Annotated in this window: 19 protein-coding genes; 13 read left to right on the top strand and 6 right to left on the bottom strand. The window is 65.3% G+C overall.

Going from position 1 to position 21,178, the window contains the following annotated elements; genetic code table 11:
• Nucleotides 1–158: 158 nt before the first annotated feature.
• Nucleotides 159–2,096, top strand: coding sequence for a DNA mismatch repair endonuclease MutL (gene mutL, locus LDZ26_RS02080; RefSeq protein ID WP_244847958.1), 1,938 nt, complete (start codon nucleotides 159–161; stop codon nucleotides 2,094–2,096).
• Entirely contained in the window at nucleotides 2,093–3,049 is a 957-nt protein-coding gene (miaA, locus tag LDZ26_RS02075) for a tRNA (adenosine(37)-N6)-dimethylallyltransferase MiaA (RefSeq protein ID WP_244847957.1), read from the top strand. Before mutL ends, miaA begins: the two co-directional genes overlap by 4 nt.
• A 52-nt stretch (nucleotides 3,050–3,101) precedes the next feature.
• Here the strand turns inward: miaA and purM are convergent, their stop codons facing one another.
• Nucleotides 3,102–4,157 (bottom strand): phosphoribosylformylglycinamidine cyclo-ligase, encoded by a 1,056-nt coding sequence (gene purM, locus LDZ26_RS02070; RefSeq protein ID WP_244847956.1) that lies wholly within the window; start codon nucleotides 4,155–4,157, stop codon nucleotides 3,102–3,104.
• A 234-nt stretch (nucleotides 4,158–4,391) separates the two neighbouring features.
• Here purM and hda point away from each other — a divergent pair, with 234 nt between their 5' ends.
• From hda to LDZ26_RS02035, 7 genes are all read left to right on the top strand, one after another.
• Nucleotides 4,392–5,210: a DnaA regulatory inactivator Hda gene (gene hda, locus LDZ26_RS02065; protein WP_244847955.1), complete on the top strand. Its 819-nt coding sequence runs from the start codon at nucleotides 4,392–4,394 to the stop codon at nucleotides 5,208–5,210.
• Between the two features lie 11 nt (nucleotides 5,211–5,221).
• A complete protein-coding gene (locus LDZ26_RS02060) occupies nucleotides 5,222–5,908 on the top strand; it encodes an HAD family phosphatase (RefSeq protein ID WP_244847954.1) in 687 nt (228 codons plus the stop codon).
• On the top strand, nucleotides 5,901–7,547 hold the full coding sequence (gene pcnB / locus LDZ26_RS02055) for a polynucleotide adenylyltransferase PcnB (protein ID WP_244847953.1): 1,647 nt from the start codon (nucleotides 5,901–5,903) through the stop codon (nucleotides 7,545–7,547). The genes LDZ26_RS02060 and pcnB overlap by 8 nt, the downstream gene beginning before the upstream one ends.
• A gap of 116 nt (nucleotides 7,548–7,663) precedes the next feature.
• Entirely contained in the window at nucleotides 7,664–8,227 is a 564-nt protein-coding gene (folK, locus tag LDZ26_RS02050; protein ID WP_244847952.1) for a 2-amino-4-hydroxy-6-hydroxymethyldihydropteridine diphosphokinase, read from the top strand.
• Entirely contained in the window at nucleotides 8,224–8,904 is a 681-nt protein-coding gene (locus LDZ26_RS02045; RefSeq protein WP_244847951.1) for a deoxynucleoside kinase, read from the top strand. Before folK ends, LDZ26_RS02045 begins: the two co-directional genes overlap by 4 nt.
• Nucleotides 8,905–8,959: 55 nt before the next feature.
• Nucleotides 8,960–9,775: a 3-methyl-2-oxobutanoate hydroxymethyltransferase gene (gene panB / locus LDZ26_RS02040; RefSeq protein WP_244847950.1), complete on the top strand. Its 816-nt coding sequence runs from the start codon at nucleotides 8,960–8,962 to the stop codon at nucleotides 9,773–9,775.
• Between the two features lie 118 nt (nucleotides 9,776–9,893).
• Nucleotides 9,894–10,193, top strand: coding sequence for a hypothetical protein (locus LDZ26_RS02035; RefSeq protein ID WP_244847949.1), 300 nt, complete (start codon nucleotides 9,894–9,896; stop codon nucleotides 10,191–10,193).
• A 25-nt stretch (nucleotides 10,194–10,218) separates the two neighbouring features.
• Here LDZ26_RS02035 and LDZ26_RS02030 read toward each other — a convergent pair whose 3' ends face one another.
• Nucleotides 10,219–11,151: a CopD family protein gene (locus LDZ26_RS02030; RefSeq protein ID WP_244847948.1), complete on the bottom strand. Its 933-nt coding sequence runs from the start codon at nucleotides 11,149–11,151 to the stop codon at nucleotides 10,219–10,221.
• A gap of 435 nt (nucleotides 11,152–11,586) precedes the next feature.
• Between LDZ26_RS02030 and LDZ26_RS02025 the strand changes: the two genes are divergently transcribed.
• From LDZ26_RS02025 to LDZ26_RS02010, 4 genes are all read left to right on the top strand, one after another.
• Nucleotides 11,587–12,330 carry a cytochrome c gene (locus LDZ26_RS02025; protein WP_175940592.1) on the top strand — a complete coding sequence of 248 codons (744 nt, stop codon included), beginning with the start codon at nucleotides 11,587–11,589 and terminating at the stop codon, nucleotides 12,328–12,330.
• Nucleotides 12,331–12,351: 21 nt separating this feature from the next.
• Entirely contained in the window at nucleotides 12,352–13,650 is a 1,299-nt protein-coding gene (locus LDZ26_RS02020; RefSeq protein ID WP_244847947.1) for a cytochrome c, read from the top strand.
• A gap of 80 nt (nucleotides 13,651–13,730) precedes the next feature.
• A complete protein-coding gene (locus LDZ26_RS02015; RefSeq protein WP_244847946.1) occupies nucleotides 13,731–14,351 on the top strand; it encodes a hemolysin III family protein in 621 nt (206 codons plus the stop codon).
• Between the two features lie 217 nt (nucleotides 14,352–14,568).
• Nucleotides 14,569–16,068, top strand: coding sequence for a DEAD/DEAH box helicase (locus tag LDZ26_RS02010; RefSeq protein WP_244847945.1), 1,500 nt, complete (start codon nucleotides 14,569–14,571; stop codon nucleotides 16,066–16,068).
• 95 nt (nucleotides 16,069–16,163) lie between these two features.
• Here LDZ26_RS02010 and LDZ26_RS02005 read toward each other — a convergent pair whose 3' ends face one another.
• The 4 genes from LDZ26_RS02005 to ggt all read right to left on the bottom strand — a co-directional run bounded on the left by LDZ26_RS02005 (nucleotide 16,164) and on the right by ggt (nucleotide 21,061).
• The gene (locus tag LDZ26_RS02005; protein WP_244847944.1) at nucleotides 16,164–16,673 is read right to left on the bottom strand and encodes a hypothetical protein; all 510 of its coding nucleotides are present in this window, start codon (nucleotides 16,671–16,673) and stop codon (nucleotides 16,164–16,166) included.
• Between the two features lie 51 nt (nucleotides 16,674–16,724).
• Entirely contained in the window at nucleotides 16,725–17,549 is an 825-nt protein-coding gene (locus LDZ26_RS02000; protein WP_244847943.1) for a ferritin-like domain-containing protein, read from the bottom strand.
• Nucleotides 17,550–17,902: 353 nt separating this feature from the next.
• On the bottom strand, nucleotides 17,903–19,168 hold the full coding sequence (locus LDZ26_RS01995) for an MFS transporter (protein ID WP_244848844.1): 1,266 nt from the start codon (nucleotides 19,166–19,168) through the stop codon (nucleotides 17,903–17,905).
• A 255-nt stretch (nucleotides 19,169–19,423) separates the two neighbouring features.
• Nucleotides 19,424–21,061, bottom strand: coding sequence for a gamma-glutamyltransferase (ggt, locus tag LDZ26_RS01990; protein WP_244847942.1), 1,638 nt, complete (start codon nucleotides 21,059–21,061; stop codon nucleotides 19,424–19,426).
• Nucleotides 21,062–21,178: the final 117 nt, after the last annotated feature.

Genomic DNA, 21,178 nt, shown 5'->3' with positions numbered 1-21,178 from the left:
CTCGAAGAAGTGAGCCGGCAACAAGCGAAGGGTCGCGCCATGATACCGAAGTGACCCGGCGCGTCGGTTAAAAAGCACGCATCGAACCGCCATCTTGGGACGCATTGTCGGAACGATGCGCCCCGCGAGCGGCCGATGCGAATGGCTATAATTTCGGCATGGCCGATCTCAACGAACTCTCCGCCGGCGCTTCGACCGCCGCCGTGGCGCGCCGTTCGCGCGCCATCGCCCCGCTTCCCGACCAACTCATCAGCCAGATTGCCGCGGGCGAAGTCGTCGAGCGGCCGGCGTCCGTGGTCAAGGAACTGCTGGAAAACGCACTCGATGCCGGCGCGCGCAGCTTGCGCGTGACGCTTGACGAAGGCGGCGTGAAGCGCATCGTGATCGCCGACGACGGCTGCGGCATGCCTCCCGAAGAACTCCCGCTCGCGCTCATGAGGCATGCGACGAGCAAGATCCGCTCGCTCGCCGATCTCGAAGCCGTCGCCACGCTCGGTTTTCGCGGCGAAGCCATCGCCTCCATTGCATCGGTGGCGGAGCTGTTCATCACGAGCCGCACAGAAGAATGCGCGCACGCCACGCGCATCGACGCGCAAACGGGCGTTATTTCGCCCGCGGCGGGCACGGTCGGCACGACCATCGACGTGCGCGAGCTTTACTTCAACACGCCGGCGCGCCGAAAGTTCCTGAAAAGCGAACAAACCGAGCTCGGGCATTGCCTCGAAGTCATTCGCCGCGTGGCGCTCGCGCGGCCGGACGTCGCCATTTCCGTGATGCACAACGGCAAGGCCGTCGAGCACTGGAACGCGAGCGATCCGGCCACGCGCGTCGCGAAGATACTGGGCGAAGTGTTCGAGACCTCGCATCTGCCGCTCGACGAACGCGCCGGGCCGCTTGCCGTCTACGGTTGCGCGGGCCTGCCGACCGCCAGCCGCGGGCGCGCGGACCAGCAATATTTCTTCGTGAACGGCCGCTTCGTGCGCGACAAGCTGCTCACGCACGCGGTTCGCGCCGCGTATGAGGACGTGTTGCACGGCAACCGCTATCCGGCCTACGTGCTGTTTCTCGATCTGCCGCCCGAATCGGTGGACGTGAACGTGCATCCGTCGAAGATCGAAGTGCGGTTTCGCGATTCGCGCTCGATTCATCAGTACGTGTTCCACGCGGTCCAGCGCGCGCTGGCGCGGCACGCGGGCGCGTCGCCGGAAACGACAGCGGGCGGGCACGCGGCGCAACTCGAACCGACCGGGCCGGCGTCGTTCAGCGCGCGCCCTGTCGCGAGCGCGGGATCGGCGGCCAGGAACGAAAACGGCACCACGTGGATGCGTCAGTCGCGCATGACGCAAGGGTCGCTGCCCGTCGCGCAGCCGCTCGCGCTCTACGACGCGTTGTTCGGGCGCAAGAACGCCGCCGCGCCGGTCGAGTCTGCGGCAGCGGCATCGCCCGCCGTCGCGTGGGCCAACGACGACGGCGCGCCCGCCTACGCCCCCGCGAGCCACGCACACGCCGACGATCAGCCGCTCGGCTTCGCCGTCGGGCAGATTCACGGCATCTACGTGCTCGCGCAGAACGCGCGCGGGCTCGTCATCGTGGATATGCACGCCGCGCACGAACGCATCCTCTACGAGCAGTTCAAGCACGCGCTCGCGGACCGGTCCATCGCCGTGCAGCCGCTGCTGATTCCGGTCTCGATGACGGCCGACCCGGTGGAAATCGGCATCGTCGATGAAGAGCGCGAGACGCTGGACGCGCTCGGCTTCGATCTCGCGGTGCTGTCGCCGACTTCCATCGCGATTCGCGCGGTGCCCGCGTTGCTGAAAGACGCGGACCTCGCCGCGCTCGCCCGCGCCGTGCTCGCCGATCTGCACGCGTACGGCGGATCGCGCGTGCTCACCGAGCGCCAGCACGAACTGCTCGGCACGCTCGCCTGCCACCATGCGGTGCGCGCCAATCGCCGCCTGACGCTCGACGAAATGAACGCCCTCTTGCGTCAGATGGAAGCTACCGAACGCGCCGATCAGTGCAATCACGGCCGCCCGACGTGGTATCAGCTGACGCTCGCGGACCTCGACCGCCTCTTCATGCGCGGACAATGAGCGATTCCGCGTTGCACATAGCCTGTCTGCTCGGGCCGACGGCGTCGGGCAAGACGGCGGCGGCGCTCGCGTTCGCGGCGGCGTCGGCGCGGCCGGTGGAAATCGTGAGCGTGGATTCCGCGCTCGTCTATCGCGAGATGGATATCGGCACGGCCAAGCCCGACGCGGCCGAGCGGGCGGCCGCGCCGCATCATCTGATCGATATCATCGATCCGGCCGACTCGTACTCGGCCGCGCAGTTTCGCGCCGATGCCCTGCGGCTGGTCGGCGAGATCGTCGCGCGGGGCAACGTGCCGCTGCTGGTCGGCGGCACGATGCTGTACTACAAGGCGCTGACTCAAGGCCTTAACGACCTGCCGCCCGCCGATCCTTCCGTGCGCGCCACGCTCGACGCCGACGCCGCGCGCGACGGCTGGCCCGCGCTGCACGCGCGGCTCGCGGCTGTCGATCCGCAGACTGCGGCGCGCCTCGCTCCGAACGATTCGCAGCGCATCCAGCGCGCCCTCGAAATCTATATGCTGACCGGCCAGCCGATGTCCGCGCTGCTCGCCGCGCCGCGCGTGTTGGAGCAGGAAGCGCCGTATGACTTCGTGCCGATCGCGCTCGAACCGTCGGACCGCGCGGTGCTGCATGCGCGCATCGCGGCGCGCTTCGACGCCATGCTCGCGCACGGTTTCATCGACGAAGTGAAGCGGCTGCGCGCGCGCGGCGATCTCGACGTGTCGATGCCGTCGATGCGCTGCGTCGGCTATCGGCAGGCGTGGGAATATCTCGACGGCCTGACCGGCTACGACGAGATGCGCGACAAGGGCATCTTCGCGACGCGGCAGTTGTGCAAGCGCCAGTTGACGTGGCTGCGTGGGATGCCGGAGCGCGTCGTGGTGGATTGCTGCGCTTCAGACGCCACCCAACGCACCGTGCGCGAGATCGAGCGGATAGCGGACGGACAATAAAAAAGCCGCTCGAAAACGAGCGGCTCTTCACCGAAAACGTCCGGCAGCCGATTCAAACCACGACGGTCTGCGCCTCGCCCTCACGGCTCTCGCGCACCACGCCGATCTTCCACACCTGTTCGCCCGCCGCCGACAGCAGGCCCGTCGCCGCATCGGCATCTTCCGCCGCGACGATCACCGCCATGCCGATCCCGCAATTGAATACGCGATGCATTTCCGCATCCGCGACGCCGCCGTGCTTTTGCAGCCACGCGAAAAGCGGCGGCAGCGGCCACGCGCGATGGTCCAGCTCCGCCGTTAAACCCTCGCGCAGCACGCGCGGGATGTTCTCGACAAGCCCGCCGCCCGTGATGTGCGCCATGCCCTTCACCGTGATGCTCTGCATCGCGGAAAGCAGCGGCTTCACGTAGATGCGCGTCGGCGCCATCAGCGCGTCGGCGAGCGAGCGGCCGTCGAAATCGGCGTTCAGGTCCGGATTCGCGCGCTCGATGATCTTGCGCACGAGCGAATAGCCGTTCGAGTGAATGCCGCTCGACGCCAGCCCGAGCACCACATCGCCCGGCGCGATGGTGCTGCCGTCGATGATCTTGCTCTTTTCCACCGCGCCGACCGCGAAGCCCGCGAGGTCGTACTCGCCGTCCGGGTACATGCCCGGCATTTCAGCCGTCTCGCCGCCGATCAGCGCGCAGCCCGCGAATTCGCAGCCCTGCGCGATGCCCTTGACCACATCGGCCGCGGTGTCCACGTCGAGCTTGCCGCACGCGAAATAATCGAGGAAGAAGAGCGGCTCGGCGCCCTGCACCAGAATGTCGTTCACACTCATGGCGACGAGATCCTGCCCGACCGTGTCGTGCCGGTTCAGCTGGAACGCGAGGCGCAGCTTGGTGCCGACGCCGTCCGTTCCCGACACGAGCACCGGCTCCTTGTACTTCTTCGGCACCTCGAAGAGCGCGCCGAATCCGCCGATTCCGCCCAGCACGCCGTCGCGCAAGGTCTTCTTGGCAAACGGCTTGATCCGGTCGACGAGCGCATCGCCCGCGTCGATGTCGACACCTGCATCGCGATACGACAAACCTTGGGTGTCCGGGGCGGATTTCGGTTGATTCATGGGGGGAGAGCGAGAAGGTCGGTAAAATGCGATTTTACCCGATGATGATACGAGGACGGTCGCCCGGCAGCTTACCCCGCCGCGCGGCAGCGCCTTTTCGAGACAGAACGGCCCGGCCGACGAAACGCGCCTGCGCGCGCTGCGGCATGCCGCAGGCGGCTCCCGGCGCATCGGCGAGAACACGCCGCCTGTTTTCGAGAGAACGCAGCATCCAGCCGACGACATCCAATCCCCGTGCAACGCCAACTGACGCTCGACTTGGGCACGCCGCCGCCCGCCACCTTCGACAATTTCTTCGCCGCCGGCAACCACGAACTGGTCACGCGGTTGCGCGAGCTCGAAGGCGCGCTCGCGTCCGGCCCCGTCGCGGATCGCACGTTCTATGTCTGGGGCGAGGCCGGCAGCGGGCGCAGTCATCTGCTGCACGCGCTCGTTCATGAAGCGGGCAGCCGGGGGCGTTACTTGAGTCCGCAGAGCGCGTTGCATGCGTTCGGCTTCGATCCGCAAGTCGCGCTGTATGCCGTCGACGACTGCGACCGCCTCTCGCCCGCGCAGCAGATCGCCCTCTTCAACCTGTTCAACGAAGTGCGCGCGTATCCGGCGAGCGCGCTCGTCGCCACCGGCAACGCCGCGCCGATGACGCTCGCCGTGCGCGAGGACTTGCGCACGCGTCTCGGCTGGGGCCTCGTGTTTCATTTGCTGCCGCTTTCGGACGAAGCGAAGGCGTCGGTTCTCAAACACGCGGCGCACGAGCGCGGCATCGTGCTGGCGGAAGACGTCCCCGCTTATCTGCTCACGCATTTCCGCCGCGACATGCCGAGCCTGATGGCGCTTTTCGACGATCTCGACCGCTTCTCGCTCGAACAGAAGCGCAGAGTCACGCGCGCGCTGTTGCGCTCGATGCTCTCGCAAACCGGGCGCGCGACGCCGCTCGTGGCCGTGGCGCCGGATACGCCGCAGCAGGACGCAAACGGCGAGGACCGCGCCGCCCCGCCTGCCGACGCGCCCGACGCCGACGCCGCACCGGACAACGTTCCTACCCGCTTCAAGTAGAATGCGCTCCCATGAACCTTGCCCTCTTCGATCTCGACCACACGCTCATCCCCACCGACAGCGACCACGAATGGGGCCGCTTCATGGTGAAGCTCGGCATCGTCGACGCGACGGAATTCACGCGTCAGAACGACGCCTTCTACGCCGATTACAAGGCGGGCGTGCTCGATATCAATGCTTACCTGCACGCGATGCTCGCGCCGCTCGCGAAGTATTCGCGTGAGCAGCTCGCCGACTGGCACGCGCAGTTCATGCACGAGGTCATCAATCCGCGCATCGTGCCGGCCGCGGTCACGCTCGTGCGCGAGCATCAGGACAACGGCGATATGTGCTGCCTCGTGACCGCGACGAATGCGTTCATCACCGCGCCCATCGCGGAAGCGTTCGGCATCGACACGCTGATTGCCTGCGAAGTCGAAACCGTCGGCGATCATCCGCAAGGCGCGTTCACCGGCAGGCCGCGCGGCACGCCGAGCTATCGCGAAGGCAAGATCGTGCGCGTGGAGGAATGGCTCGCGTCGCTCGGCAAGACGCTCGGCGACTTCAAGCGCAGCTATTTCTACAGCGACTCGCATAACGACATCCCGCTGCTCGAGCGCGTCACGGACCCCATCGCCACGAATCCGGACGACACCCTGCGCGCGCATGCGCAAGCCAAAGGCTGGCGCATCCTGAACCTCTTCGATACACGTGATTAAAAAACTCATCCGCAAGCTGTTCGGACAAGAGAGCGCCGCATCCAGCGAAGGCGCCTCGAACGACACGCCGGGCGCATCCGCTGCCGGAGCCACCGCCGCCACCGAAGCCACCGAAGCCACCGAAGCGAAAGCCGCCCGCAAGAGCACGCGTGCCCCGCGCAAGAAAGCCGCCGCGCCGGTCAAGCGCGATCCGAATGTGCCGGTGATTCTGTCGTCGGACATTCACGGCATCGATCCGTCGCTCATCTCCAGGAACGCCATCCGCGTGACCGAAGGCTTGCAGCAGGCCGGGCACCGCGCGTTCATCGTCGGCGGCGCGGTGCGCGATCTGCTGCTCGGCGTCGCGCCGAAAGATTTCGACGTCGCCACCGACGCCACGCCCGATCAGGTGCAGCGGCTCTTTCGCCGCGCGCGCATCATCGGGCGGCGGTTTCAGATCGTCCACGTCCAGTTCGGGCAGGAGATCATCGAGACGTCCACGTTCCGCGCGCTCGTCGACGCGCCGCCGGAACCCGTCGCCGAAGCGCCACGACGCTACCGGCGCGGCGAGCTCGACATGCGAACGCACGCGGTGGACGCAAGCGGCCGGGTGCTGCGCGACAACGTGTGGGGCGAGCAGCACGAGGACGCCACGCGGCGCGACTTCACCATCAACGCGATGTACTACGATCCGGCGACGCAAACCGTGCTGGATTATCACGACGGCATGGCCGACATCCGCGCGCGCCTGTTGCGCATGATCGGCGATCCGGCCACGCGTTATCGCGAAGACCCGGTGCGCATGCTGCGCGTCGTGCGCTTCGCGGCCAAGCTCGGCTTCGAGATCGACGAAGCGACGCGCGCGCCGATCAAGGAGCTCGCCGATCTGATGGACAACGTGCCGGCCGCGCGTCTCTTCGACGAGATGCTGAAGCTGCTGCTGTCCGGCCACGCGCTCGCGTGCCTCACGCGTTTGCGTCAGGAAGGGCTGCATCACGGCGTGCTGCCGCTTCTGGATGTCGTACTGGAACAGCCGCACGGCGAGAAGTTCGTGACGCTCGCACTCACGAGCACGGACGAGCGCGTGCGCGCGGGCAAGCCGGTTTCGCCGAGCTTCCTGTTCGCCACGCTCTTGTGGCACGACGTGCAGACGCGCTGGCAGAAGTACACCGCCGCGGGCGATTATCCGGTGCCGGCGCTGAACCGCGCGATGGACGATGTCCTCGACATGCAGACGGAAAAACTCGCCATTCACAAGCGTTATTCCGCCGACATGCGCGAGATCTGGGGCTTGCAGCATCGGCTGGAAAAGCGCGGCCGCAGCGCGATGAAGCTCTTGGAACACCAGCGGTTCCGAGCGGGTTATGATTTCCTGCTGCTGCGTTGCGAGTCGGGCGAACTGGATGCGGCCATCGGCCAATGGTGGACCGATTTCATCGAAGGCGATAACGCCACGCGCGAAGCCCTGCTCTCGCAAGGCGGCAAGGAGCGCGCAGCGCCGAAGAAGCGTCGCCGGCGCAGCAATGCGAAGCGCAAAGCCAGTGAGTCTGCGGAAGGCGCGGAACGCGGCGCAGCGGACGGCGAGCGCGAGCCCGAACCGCATCGCCTGACGAACGAAGCCGGCGCGACGCGGAAAGACGAAGACGCGGACAACGAATAAGGCCGGTTTTCGCTAAAGTAGCGGATAACGGTTAGCACCCGGGCAATGTGCCGGCGTTTCGATGTGTTTTGGATGCCTCGCCGCTTCGCCCAGGACCTACGCGTAGGACTTTTGCCATGACGATTGCTTATCTCGGCCTCGGAGCGAATCTCGGCGATGCGCGCCAAACGCTGAAAGACGCAGTCGTGTGTCTCGCGCAGCAGCACACGATCACGGTGCTCGCCAAGTCGAGCCTGTATCGCACCGCGCCCATCGACGCGTCCGGCGACGATTACTTCAATTGCGTCGTGAAGCTCGAAACGACGCTGCCCGCGCGTGCGCTGCTGCGCCTGTGCCATCTCATCGAAGAACAGTTCGGGCGGGAGCGGCCGTATCGCAATGCGCCGCGCACGCTCGACCTCGATATCCTCCTGTACGGCGCGTTCAGCATCGACGAGATGGATCTCATCGTGCCGCATCCGCGCATGACCGAGCGCGCGTTCGTGCTCGTGCCGCTCATCGAACTCGAACCCGATCTCATCATCCCGCAGCGCGGCCGGGCCGATGCGTTCGTCGCGGGCGTCGCCGATCAGCGCATCGAGAAAGTCGCCCTGTGCCAGTGCGCGGCGCCCGCCGCGCAGCCGGCAGCGGCGCAAGCCTCCAGCGCCTCCACCGCCTCCACCAAAACCAATTGCCGATGAGCAATCCGCCTCTCACCGTCACGGCGCCGCAGTTGCGGCCGCCGCATCGTTATATCGCGATCGAAGGGCCGATCGGCGTCGGCAAGACGACGCTCGCCACGCGGCTCGCGGAACGCTGGTCCATGCGCACGCTGTTCGAGCGTCCGCAGGACAACCCGTTTCTCGAACGCTTCTATCGCGACACGACGCGGCACGCGCTCTCGACGCAACTGAGTTTCGCGTTGCAGCGCGTCGCGCAAACGCGGGAAGTGGCCGACATGCTCACGCAGAACACGCCGCTCATCGCCGACTTTCTCACGCAAAAGAGCGAGCTCTTCGCGCGCCTCACGCTGCCCGACGACGAGTTCAACCTGTACCGCGATATCGCCTCGCGCATCGGCGCGAGTGCGCCTGCGCCGGATCTCGTCGTGTATCTGCAGGCGAGCCCGGAAGTGCTGTTCTCGCGCATTCAGAAACGCGCGCTGCCGATGGAACTGCAAATCTCCGACTCGTACTTGCGCGCGCTCGCCGACGCTTACAACGACTTCTTCTATCACTACGACGCGACGCCGCTGCTTACCGTGAATGCGGAGCATCTGAACCCCGTCGCATCGGACGACGATCTCGAACTGCTCGTCGAGCGGATCGAGACCATGCGCGGGCGCAAGGAATTCTTTGTCAAAGGCGTCTCGGTGTGAGCTTGAACTTCATCTTCATGCTTCATGCTCGCGCGCCATTTCAACTGAAATCATCATGACGTATCTGCAGGAAACCAGCCGCTCGACGATCACCGTTCCGAAGCTGCAAGCCATGCGCGAGGCGGGTGAGCGCATCGCGATGCTCACGTGCTACGACGCGAGCTTCGCGGCGCTGCTCGATCGCGCGGGCGTCGATGTCATGCTGATCGGCGATTCGCTCGGCAACGTCCTGCAAGGCCACAGCACGACGTTGCCGGTGACGCTGGACGATATCGCCTATCACACGGCCTGCGTTGCGCGCGGCACCAGGAGCGCGCTGATCGTCGCGGACATGCCGTTCGGCACCATCGCATCGCGCGAAGAAGCGTATGCGCATGCCGTCAAGCTGATGCGCGCGGGCGCGCACATGGTGAAGCTCGAAGGCGGCGAGTGGCTCGCGGATACCGTGCGCTTTCTCGTCGAGCGTTCGATTCCGGTATGCGGCCACGTCGGGCTCACGCCGCAGTCGGTGCATGCGTTCGGCGGCTTCAAGGTGCAGGGCAAGTCCGAAGCGGCCGCGGAACAAATGCGCCGCGACGCGCTCGCGCTTCAGCACGCGGGCGCGCAACTGCTCGTGATCGAAGCGGTGCCGACGCTCGTCGCGCGCGAGGTCACGCAACAACTCGCGATTCCGACCATCGGCATCGGCGCGGGCATCGACTGTTCGGGACAAGTGCTGGTGCTGCACGACATGCTCGGCATTTTCCCCGGCAAGCGTCCGCGCTTCGTCAAGGATTTCATGCAGGGCCAGCCGAGCATTTTCGCGGCGGTCGAAGCCTACGTGAACGCGGTGAAGGACGGCAGCTTTCCCGGTCCCGAGCACACGTTCTGATTGTTTTCGATGTTTGCGTTGCGCCGTACTGCCCGCCCGTAAGCGCTGTCACGAACAGACCGAACTGGCGAGCTTCTTGCACACTAGGGTGAACCGTCAGCCAGGAGCGAGAAAGACCATGTGGCACGTCCTTCCCGATGAAACCGTCCGCGCGCAGCTTGCTGTCGGCGCGTTCGTGGCGCTCGGCGTGGCGCGCGTGGTCGCGGCGGTGCTGGGCGCGCAGCATGGCTGGCGCATCTCGATGGTGACGCGCGGTTTCATCGTGCTCGCGGTGGCGTTCTGCTTGCCACAGATCCTCGATGTGCTCTTCGTCGCGGATTCGCATACCGCTTTTGTCGAGCTTCAGGGCAAAGCGGCAGGATGCGCGCTCGCGCTCTTCTGCGCGCCTATCGTGAGCCATAAGCTCGGTTACGAGTGAGACGGCGCTCAAACCGCCAACCCGCTCAACCGCCCATCGCGAAACCCGGCAAGCTGTGCGACAGCACCGACGCCGCCACGAATACGCCCACCATCAGCACCGCTTCGACGCGCATCAGGTTGATGACCGTATGCGCGTCCGTCGTCGATGCCGTACGTTGCAGGCGCGGTAGCGCCGACCAGCGGTTGAGCGCGCCGAGCAAGAGCGCCGCCGCAACGAACGCGAGTTTCACGATCAGCGCGTGACCCCAGCCGCTTTGCGTCAGCGCCTCAGCCGATCCGCCGGTGCCGCGCCATGCGTTGGAGAGCCCCGTCGCGATGACGACCGCCACCGCGACCGTCGCCACGCTCGACATGCGCGCGACGACGCGCAACAACGCAGCGCGCGCAGCCGACGCATCGAGCGCGGGCAAGACGACCGCGCCCGCGATCACGACACCGCCCCACACGCCTGTCGCGAGCAAATGCAGACATTGCACGCCTTCCGCGATGGAAAACGCGCCCGCATCGGCGGCATGGCCGATCGCCGCTTTCCCCGATGCCGCGATCAACGCGCCAAGCACGGCGACGGCCACGCGGGCAGAACCCAACGGACGGCTCGTCGCCATGGCGAGCGCGAGCAACACGCCGCCCGCGACCGACACCGCCCAGCCGATGCCCGCGTGCGTCGCCGTCGCGACGAGCCAGAGCGACGAACCCGCATCGGCGATCGACGTGCCGCTCATCGCGGCCGACTCCAGCCACAGCGAAACGAAGCCGCACAGCACGAACGCGAGCGCCGCCGCCATGCCCACATGCGATGCGCGCCGCCAGCCGCGCTGCGCCGGCGACACCGCCGCAGCCACGCGTTCGCGAGACAGCCACGCGCCCAACAGCATCCCGCCGAGCGCGCACGCGAACGCCACATCCGATAGCGCGGCGAACACCATCTGCAAGAACGGCAACGAATCGCCGGTCATGATGCGGCGGTCATCGAGGCGTGAACGGGAATTGCTGTGAGGAGATCCGGGCGGGTCATCGGTGCGTCGGCAAGAAAGCGGCTCGCGAAGTCTAAACGAACAAGCGCAAACCGGAGCGCGCATCGCATCGGACGCTACAGACTTCGGCGCAACGCGTAAGACGCCTGTGTCGATTCTTTGTTGATTAGGAACGAATTCAATGCAATGTCAAAGTTCTTGTCTGTCGCGCGGCATTTTGTCGCGATTCCGCCTCAGAGCGCCCGAAAAGTTGTGTCAAATAGTCACCATCAGGCTTCGATGATAGAATTCCGCGTCGCATCAGAGGCTCATCGAGCCGCTGTGGCTGTGGTCCGCCACCCTCCGCCACCCTACGCGTGGCCGTGGTTCGCCACCTTCGCACCGAGCCGCACGAAGCTCGGCAGGTCCCCGAATTTCATGGAGTGTCGCGTGTTTTCAAGACGCATTTTCCGTCCGCTGCTCGCCTTGGCACTGATCGGCAGCGCCGGCGTTCTCAGCGCGGGCCAGGCGCTCGCCCAGGCGCAAAACCAGCCTATCGCGCCGGATACCATGGCGGCTCGCGTGCAAGGCTGCACCGCATGTCACGGCGTGCACGGCGAAGGCACGGACAATGACTATTTCCCGCGTCTTGCCGGCAAGCCCGCCGACTACCTGTACAACCAGCTCCAGAACTTCCGCGAAGGGCGGCGCAAGTACCCGCCGATGAACTACCTCGTCACGTATCTCTCGGACGACTACCTTCATCAGATCGCGAATTACTTCTCGCAGCAGCGTCCGCCGTATCCGCCGCCCGCGAAGACGAATGTCTCGGGCACGACGCTCGCGCGCGGCTCGCAGATCGTGCTGAACGGCGATCCGTCGAAGAACATTCCCGCCTGCGCGGCATGTCACGGCAAGGCGCTGACCGGCATGCAGCCGGCCATCCCGGGTCTCGTCGGCCTGCATTCGGACTACATCAGCGCGCAGGTCGGCGCATGGAAGTCGGGCACGCGCCACGCGAAGGCGCCCGACTGCATGCAGCAGATCGCTTCGCGCCTGTCGGATGACGACGTGACCGCCGTCGCCGCATGGCTCTCCACGCAAACCGCACCCGCCAACCCGGTGCCCGCGCCCGCTGGCTCGTTGAAGATGCCGCTCGTCTGCGGCAGCGAACCGCAATAAGGCGTCTGGAGCGACAACACAATGAAACGCAAGTCCCTGTTCGCACTTTCCTCGGCTGTCGTGGTGGCAGCCGTCGCAGCCGGCGCCGTCCTCTGGTCGGGCGGCGACAACCTCCATTCGGGCGGCGCGGTCGCGGCGACTCCGGCGGACCAGGCCGCGCTCGTCAAGCACGGCGAATATCTCGCCCGCGCCGGCGACTGTATCGCGTGCCACACGGTGCGCGGCGGCAAGCAGTTTGCGGGCGGCCTGCCCATGGCGACGCCCTTCGGCACCATGTTCACGCCGAACATCACGCCGGACGACAAGTACGGCATCGGCAAGTGGACCTCCGACGACTTCTATCGCGCGATGCACACTGGCCGCTCGAAGGACGGCAGCCTGCTGTACCCCGGCTTCCCGTTCACGAGCTACACGAAGGTGACGCGCGCCGACTCGGACGCGATCTACGCCTACCTGCGTTCGGTCCCGCCGGTTTCCGAGCCGAGCCGTCCGCATGAACTGCGCTTCCCGTTCAACAACCGCAATCTGCTGATCGGCTGGCGCACGCTGTTCTTCAGCGAAGGCGAGTACAAGCCGGACCCGACCAAATCGGTGGAATGGAACCGCGGCGCGTATCTCGTGGAAGGCCTCGGCCACTGCGGCATGTGCCATACGTCGATCAACGCAATGGGCGGCCCGGTCAACTCCGCCGCGTTCGCGGGCGGCCTGATTCCGCTGCAGAACTGGTACGCGCCGTCGCTCACGTCGAACAAGGAAGCCGGTCTCGGCGACTGGGACATCAAGGACATCAACGACCTGTTGAAGACCGGCGTGTCGCAGCGCGGCGCGGTGTTCGGCCCGATGGCCGAAGTGGTCCACAACAGTCTGCAGTACATGACCGACGCGGACATCAACGCGATCTCGACGTATCTCAAGTCGATCCCGCAGAAGAAGGAAGCGCCGGAACCGCTGCAGCTGGAAACGTCCGAGAAGTTCGGCGGCGAGCTGCTGACCATGGGCAAGAAGGTCTACACCGAGAACTGCGCGAAGTGTCACGCGGAAAACGGTCTCGGCAAGCCGCCCGCTTACCCGCCGCTCGCGAACAATCAGTCGATCCAGATGCCGTCGGCCGTCAACCCGATCCGCATGACGCTCAACGGCGGCTATCCGCCGAGCACGGACGGCAATCCGATGCCGCACGGCATGCCGCCGTTCGCGCAGTCGCTGTCGGATACGGAAGTGGCCGCGGTCGTGACGTACATCCGTATGTCGTGGGGCAACCACGGCACGCCGGTGTCGCCGCAACAGGTGAGCAACCTGCGTTCGGCGCCGCTCGACTGACATTCGCGCGAGACAGTACAATACGTAGTGGGCGCAGCCTTCATGTTGGGGCTGCGCCTTTTGTCTTTGGTGGACCAGTCATGCACGCAGGCGAGCGTTTCAACAGCATCAGCCATCTGATCGGCGTCGTTTTGTCCGTCGCGGGACTCGCGACGCTCGTCACGATGGGCGCGCTCGATGGCGACGCCTACAAGGTCGTGAGCTTCGCGATCTACGGCGCCATGCTGTGCACGCTGTACCTGATCTCGACGCTGTACCACTGTGCCCGCACGCCGCGCATGAAAGCGGTCTTGCAAAAGTGCGACCACTCGGCCATCTACTTGTTGATAGCCGGCAGCTACACACCCTATACACTGGTGACCTTGCGCGGCCCGTGGGGCTGGTCGCTGTTTGGCGTGAGCTGGGGCCTTGCTGTGCTCGGCATCACGCAGGAACTCACGCTCGGGCGAAGAACCCGCAGCGTTTCGATGGTGCTGTACGTGTTGATGGGCTGGCTCGCGCTCGTAGCCGTTCATCCGCTCTTGACGGCGCTGCCGCCCGCAGGCACTGCGTGGCTGGTGGCAGGCGGTCTGATCTATACCGCCGGCATCTGGTTTTTCATCAACGACGAGCGCATCCGGCACGGCCACGGTATCTGGCATCTGTTCGTGCTGGCGGGCAGTCTATGTCAGTTCGTGAGCGTCGCGCGCTATGTCGCGTGAGCCTTGAACGGGGCAAAGCGCCCGCATCGCGAAGCAACGCGATGCAACTTACAGCCAGCCGGCGTGTCTTGATAGCGCGTCGAACCTTGCGGCACAGCCAGGCGGTCCGAGACCGCGCACCAAGGCCGCCGCCCGATTCATCGCGAGCGTCGTACATCATCGCCGCTGATATCAGCCGCCTGCGCGCCGTTCGCCACAACGATTCGAACATCTATTTATGTCTTTTGATTCACTCGGTCTGTCAGAACCTCTCCTTCGCGCAGTCAACGAACTCGGCTACACGAATCCCACTCCTATCCAGCTTCAGGCGATCCCGGCCGTCCTGAAGGGCGGCGATCTGCTCGCCGGCGCGCAAACCGGCACCGGCAAGACGGCGGGCTTCACGCTGCCCATCCTGCAACGTCTCTCGCAAATGGCACCGGCCGCGGCCGGCAGCAAGCGCCCGGTGCGCGCGCTGATTCTCACGCCGACTCGCGAACTCGCGGCGCAGGTCGAAGAAAGCGTGCGCGCTTACGGCAAGTATCTGAAGCTGCGCTCGACCGTGATGTTCGGCGGCGTCGGCATCAATCCGCAAATCGACGCGCTGCGCCGTGGCGTGGATATCGTCGTCGCGACGCCGGGCCGTCTGCTCGATCACATGCAGCAGAAGACCATCGACGTTTCGCAGCTCGAAATTCTCGTGCTCGACGAAGCCGACCGCATGCTCGACATGGGCTTCATCCACGACATCAAGCGCGTGCTGGCGCGTCTGCCGCAGAAGCGCCAGAACCTGCTGTTCTCGGCGACGTTCTCCGACGAGATCAAGGCGCTCGCCGACAGCCTGCTCGATTCGCCCGCGCTGATCGAAGTCGCGCGCCGCAATACGACGGCCGAGCGCATCGAACAGAAGATCCACCCGGTCGACCGTGATCGCAAGCGCGAGCTGCTCACGCATCTGATTCGCCAGCACGACTGGTTTCAGGTGCTCGTCTTCACGCGCACGAAGCACGGCGCGAACCGTCTTGCCGAGCAACTGACGAAGGACGGCATCAGCGCGCTCGCCATTCACGGCAACAAGAGCCAGTCCGCGCGCACGCGGGCGCTCGCCGAATTCAAGGATCAGACGTTGCAGGTGCTCGTCGCGACCGATATCGCGGCGCGCGGCATCGACATCGACCAGCTGCCGCACGTCGTCAATTTCGATCTGCCGAACGTGCCGGAAGACTACGTGCACCGCATCGGCCGCACGGGCCGCGCGGGCGCGGAAGGCGAAGCGGTGTCGCTCGTGTGCGTCGACGAACTGCAATTGCTGAAGGACATCGAGCGCCTCATCAAGCGGCCGATTCCGCAAGAAGTAATCGCCGGTTTCGAGCCGGACCCGAACGCGAAACCCGAGCCGATCCAGCGCCGCAGCCAGGGGCGCGGCGGTCCGCGCGAAGGCGGACGCGCGCATGGCGGGTCGCAGGATCAGGCGCGTGCGCCGAAAGCGGGCAACGGCGGCGGTCAGGGTCAGCGCGACGGCCGCGGCTCGAAGCCGGCCAGCGCCAAACCGGCCGGCCACGCCAACGCGGGCGTCAAGGCGGCGCCCCGCCGTCCCGAAGCCGCGCACGCAGCCGGCCACGCGCCGGCACCGCGCGCAAAAGCCGGCAACCCCGGCGCGCTGCTCGGCGGCAAGTCGCGCAACGATAACGGCGGCGCGCGCCGCGACGGCATGCGCACGGGCGGACGCGGGCGCTGAGCGTCGGCGACGTCATGTCGAAAGCGAGCCGCCAACGCGAGCGGCTCGCGAAAGAACCGACAAGTAACAACCAACAAGCAACAACCAACAATCAATCAGGCAGCGGCGCTCGCCGCCTGCTTCAGCCAGTCGAGTTGCTCGCGCCAGCGCGAGATAACTTGCTCGGTGTCCGTCAGTTCGAACGTAATGCCGCCTGTCAGCCGCGCATACGGCACGCGCTGAATCTCCCCACTTTCAATGGTCCCGACGAAGCACGCGAGCGGCACGTCGTCGAGCGCGACGCGGCGCGCGTCGATCTGCACCTGATGGAACGCCTCGTCGAACACGAAAGCGAGCGTTGCGCTCGCGCCCGATGCGATCGCCCGCGCGGTTCGCGACGACGGCCACAGCGCGAAACACAGCGTACGCGCGTCCGGGGCGAGCAGTTCGCCCGCGCTCAAGAGAGCGGTGCGAATGCGCCCGCCCTCGTCCACGGCGGACAGCGACGCCGTGAAGCCGCTCGGCGCGCCCGTCAGCGTACCGTCGAACAACGCGCGCAGATCGGAGGGCCATTCGTCGAAGACGGTCTGCAAAGACAGCGTCTTCGCTGCGGTGGAGTCGGTCATTGACGTAGGCTCGTTGCGCGAAACGGCGCGAGGCCGCTGCACGCAACAGCGTTAGCGGAAGAAAAGTTGCGTGATCTTGGCGAGCGGATAATGAACGCCCGGCTGGATGCGCGCCGGCAAATCGAGCGGTTTCAGAAGCATCTTGATGCACTGATCAGCCGACAGATTCCGCCGAACCAACGCATTGACCTGTCCAAAGAGCGCGCGATTGTAGGTCGAATCCTTGACGCGCTCGGGGTATCGAACGGCGAAGACGTGCCGCAGCGCGATCTCCGAGTCCTCGCTCTTCAGCTCGGCCACGCGGCGCACCAGCGCGCCGAGCACGGCCAGGCGGCCATTGCCTTCAATCTTGTTCCACTTCTTGAAGAAGCGGAAGAAATGCTTGTAGTGGCGCACTTCGTCGATCCGGATATTGTCCGTGATCTCCTTGAGCACCGGCTCGTCCGAGCATTCGTTGATGGCCCGATACAGCGTGGCCGTTCCTGTCTCGATGACACAGCGCGCCACCATCTCCAGCGCGCGCTTTTTCTCGAACTGCTCGTACGAACACGTGAGCGAATATTCGGCGAAGAAGTTCTTGAACGCCGTGTCCCAGTCGAACTCCGGCCAGACGTGGTTGATGTAGGTTTTCAGCGCGCGGCCGTGCTGCATTTCCTCCGGCTCCCACTCGTTGTTGAGCCACGCCGCGATTTCCGGATCGTCGCGGAAGTAGGTGCTGAGGTTGCTCGTATAGAGATCCGTGCCGCTCTCGATGAACGAGCAGGCACAGAGCAACAAGAGCAGATGTTCGTTGGACGCCGCCTTCTGTCGGTCGATCCGATTGAGATCGATATCTTCAATGCGCCACGGCATCACGTGGGTGCTATCTGTATGCATGTATCGCGCTCCCTGGCTGAACTGAACGCGCCACCGGCCAAAAAAGACGGTCGAGGTTCGTACGACGCTGCGAACGCCGTCCAGCGTCTTCAAATCAAAGAAATAGCGGCTTGTGCTTTTTCATCTTAGCCGTCCTGCAACGAGTTTGCAGACATGGGGACAGACTTGCGCCGCGCTTCGCGGTTCCGTGCGCGCTTTGCCATGCGTCAATTTTCTACGTCTCGATGCCCGGCTGGGGTGGCGCAGCACTGAGCAGGAAGTGTGCCGAAAACGACGGAGGCGTGGAAGCGCGGCGTCAAAATGCACAACGGCGACCGAAGCCGCCGTTGTTCGCATATCGAGAAAAGCGGTCGCTATGCCGCAGCCTGCCGCGCGCCGCCGCGCATGCGCCACGCGACGATCGCGAGTGAAACGCCCGACAGCATTGCCGCGAGCAGCACGTAGTAGCTGGGCGCGAGCTTATCGCCGGTGACGTGAATGAACGCCTCGACGATGGTCGGCGCAAATCCGCCGAAAAGCGTCACGCCGAGCGCATAGCCGATGGACAAGCCGGTCGAGCGCACGCGCGTTGGGAAAATCTCGGACATGAGCGCAGGCATGGGACCGGAATACGCGGCTTTCAGGATGCCTGCCGCCGACTGAAGCACAACGAGCGAGAGCACCGTCGGCGATGCCTGAAGCCACGCGAACATCGGATAGATCGAGACGCCCATGACGATCGAGGTGCCGAGCATGATCCGAATGCGCCCGAACCGGTCCGAGAGCGCACCCATGATCGGCGAGAAGATGAACTGCAGCCCGCCGTTGAGCACGACCACGGCAAACGACGCCGTCGCGGGCAGATGCAGTTGCTTGACGGCGTACATCGGCATGTAGAGTTGCAGCACGTACACGCCGACCGTCGATTGCGCGACGATACCGACCGCCAGCAGCAGATTGATCCATTGATTCGAGAACGAGACGCCCGGCGCGCGAGCGTCGGTGCGCGCCGGCCGGGACGCCAGGAACTCCGGCGTCTCGTCGAGGTGCGAGCGGATGTAATAACCGACTGGCCCGATCAGCAGGCCGAACACGAACGGAATGCGCCAGCCCCACGACTCGAGCTGCGGTTGCGGCAGCCACGCGGTCAAGAGCGAGCCGAAAGCAGCGGCCATGATCGCGGCGAGCCCCTGACTCGCGAACTGCCAGCTCGCGTAATAGCCGCGACGCGCTTCGCTATGCTCCACCATGAAGGCCGTCGCGCTACCGAACTCACCGCCCACCGCGAAGCCCTGAATCAGCCGCGCGAGCAGGATCAGGAGCGGCGCGGCAATGCCGATGTGCTGATACGACGGCATCGCCGCCATGGTCAGCGTGCCGATCATCATCAACAGAATGGCGAGCGTCAGCGCGGCCTTGCGGCCGTTGCGATCGGCGTAGATGCCGAGCACGATCGCGCCCAGCGGACGCATCAGGAACGAGATCCCGAAGGTGCCGATGGCGAGCATCGTGGAAAGCCATTCGTCATGCGATGGGAAGAACGCCTTCGCGATGATCGCCGCGAAATAGCCGTAGACGAGGAAATCGAACCATTCGAGCGCATTGCCGACCGACGACGAAAACACGATGCGGCGAACCATCGCCTTCGACAGCGTGGCGGCCGGCGGATGCGAAACGTCGACGCCATGGGCAGCGGCAGGACGGCCTGCAACCGGTGTTTCGTGCACCGCTTCGTTCAAGATCTTTCCGTGTTGCGTCATCTCGTGCTCTCGGCTCAATGCAGCAATGCTGCGGACGTGCGCCACCGTTCGCACGGCGCTTGGCGCAGTGCGAAGGCGAAAACTCAGGGAAGGGCCGGCTGTCTCGCGCGTGAGCGCAGGCAGCCGTAAGCGTTGCTAGAAGCCGGCAGCGAGGCCGTCGCGGCGGCTGTCGCTTGCGGCAACGTAACCGCGGTCCGGATCGTCGCGGTCCAGCTTCCAGATGTACTGGCCGGAACCGAAGTCCATGTACGGATCGTCGACGGACTTGATCGTGTGGCCCATGCCCTCGAGCGCGCGAGCCGTCTCGAGATCGAGCGTAGCTTCGATGTCGATGGTGAAATCGCGGTTCACCTTCCAGCGCGGCGCGTCGCAAGCCGCCTGCGGCTGTTGACCGTAGTCGAGCATGCGCACGATCGACTGCAAATGCCCTTGCGGCTGCATGTCCCCGCCCATGACGCCGAAGCTCATCACCGCGTCGCGGCGGCCATCGATTGCCTGCGTGAGGAATGCCGGAATGATCGTATGGAACGGGCGCTTGCCGCCCTCGACGACGTTCGCCGATTTCGGGTCCATCGAGAAACCGCAGCCACGGTTCTGGAGCGAGATGCCGGTGTTCGGCACGACCACGCCTGAGCCGAAGCCCATGTAGTTCGACTGGATGAAGCTGACCATCATGCCGCGCTCGTCGGCCACCGACATATAGATGGTGCCGCCCGCCTTCGGCATGCCGAAGTCGAACTGCGTGGCTCGCGCCGGGTCGATGAGCTTGGCGCGCTCGGTGAGGTAGGCGTCATCCAGCATCTGCTCGGGCGTGACTTCCATCGAGCGCGGATCGGCAACGTAGCGATAGACGTCGGCGAACGCGAGCTTCATCGCTTCGATCTGAAGATGCTGCGATTCGATTCGATCGACCGTCAGCGCACTCACATCGAACTTGTCGAGGATGCCGAGCGCGATGAGCGCCGCGATACCCTGCCCGTTCGGCGGAATCTCATGGACCGTGTAGCCGCGATAATCCTTGCTGATCGGCTCCACCCACTCCGCGCGATAGTTTCGGAGGTCGTCCAGCGTCATTGCGCCGCCGCCCTCGCGAGCGAACGCGGCGATGCGTTCGGCGACTTCGCCCTCGTAGAACGCGCGCGGGCCATGTTCTGCGAGCGCGCGCAACGTATTCGCGTGACCCGGCATGCGCACCAGTTCGCTGACTTCGGGCGCGCGGCCGTGCGGCATGAAGACATCCGCGAAGCCGGGTTGATCTTTCATTTCAGGCACGGCAGCCGCCCACTTGTACGCGACGATGCTCGCCACCGCATGACCGCGCTCCGCGATTTCTATGGCCGGCTCCATGAGATCGGCAAACGGCAGCGATCCGAATTTTGCGTGCAACGCTTCCCAGCCGGCGATGACGCCGGGGACCGTCACGGTGTCCCATCCGCGCTTGGGCTGGCGTGCCAGGCCGTCTTCTTCGCCGTACTTGCGGCGGAAATAGTCGACGTTCCACGCCGCCGGCGCGACGCCCGACGCGTTAAGCCCGTGCAGCTTGCTGCCGTCCCAGACCAGCGCGAACGCATCCCCGCCCAGACCGTTCGATACCGGTTCCACGATAGTGATGGCGGCCGCCGCCGCGATGGCCGCGTCGACGGCATTGCCGCCTTTCCATAGCATGCGCAGACCGGCTTGCGCGGCGAGCGGATGCGAGGTCGAAACGATGTTGCGCGCAAACACCGGAAGGCGCGGAGTGGGATACGGGTTCTGCCAATTGAAGCGGTTCATGAATGGAATCCGAGTTACGGGCGGCTATACGCGTGCAAGGCACGCCAGAAGTCAATTCGTTGATGCGGCAAAAGAAGCATATTGCATTGCCACTGTAAGTCGGAACAAATTCATTTG

This window comes from Caballeronia sp. SL2Y3, from assembly GCF_022879575.1.
In the GTDB taxonomy this organism is placed as follows: domain Bacteria; phylum Pseudomonadota; class Gammaproteobacteria; order Burkholderiales; family Burkholderiaceae; genus Caballeronia.
This window is presented reverse-complemented; position numbering and strand designations above follow the sequence as displayed.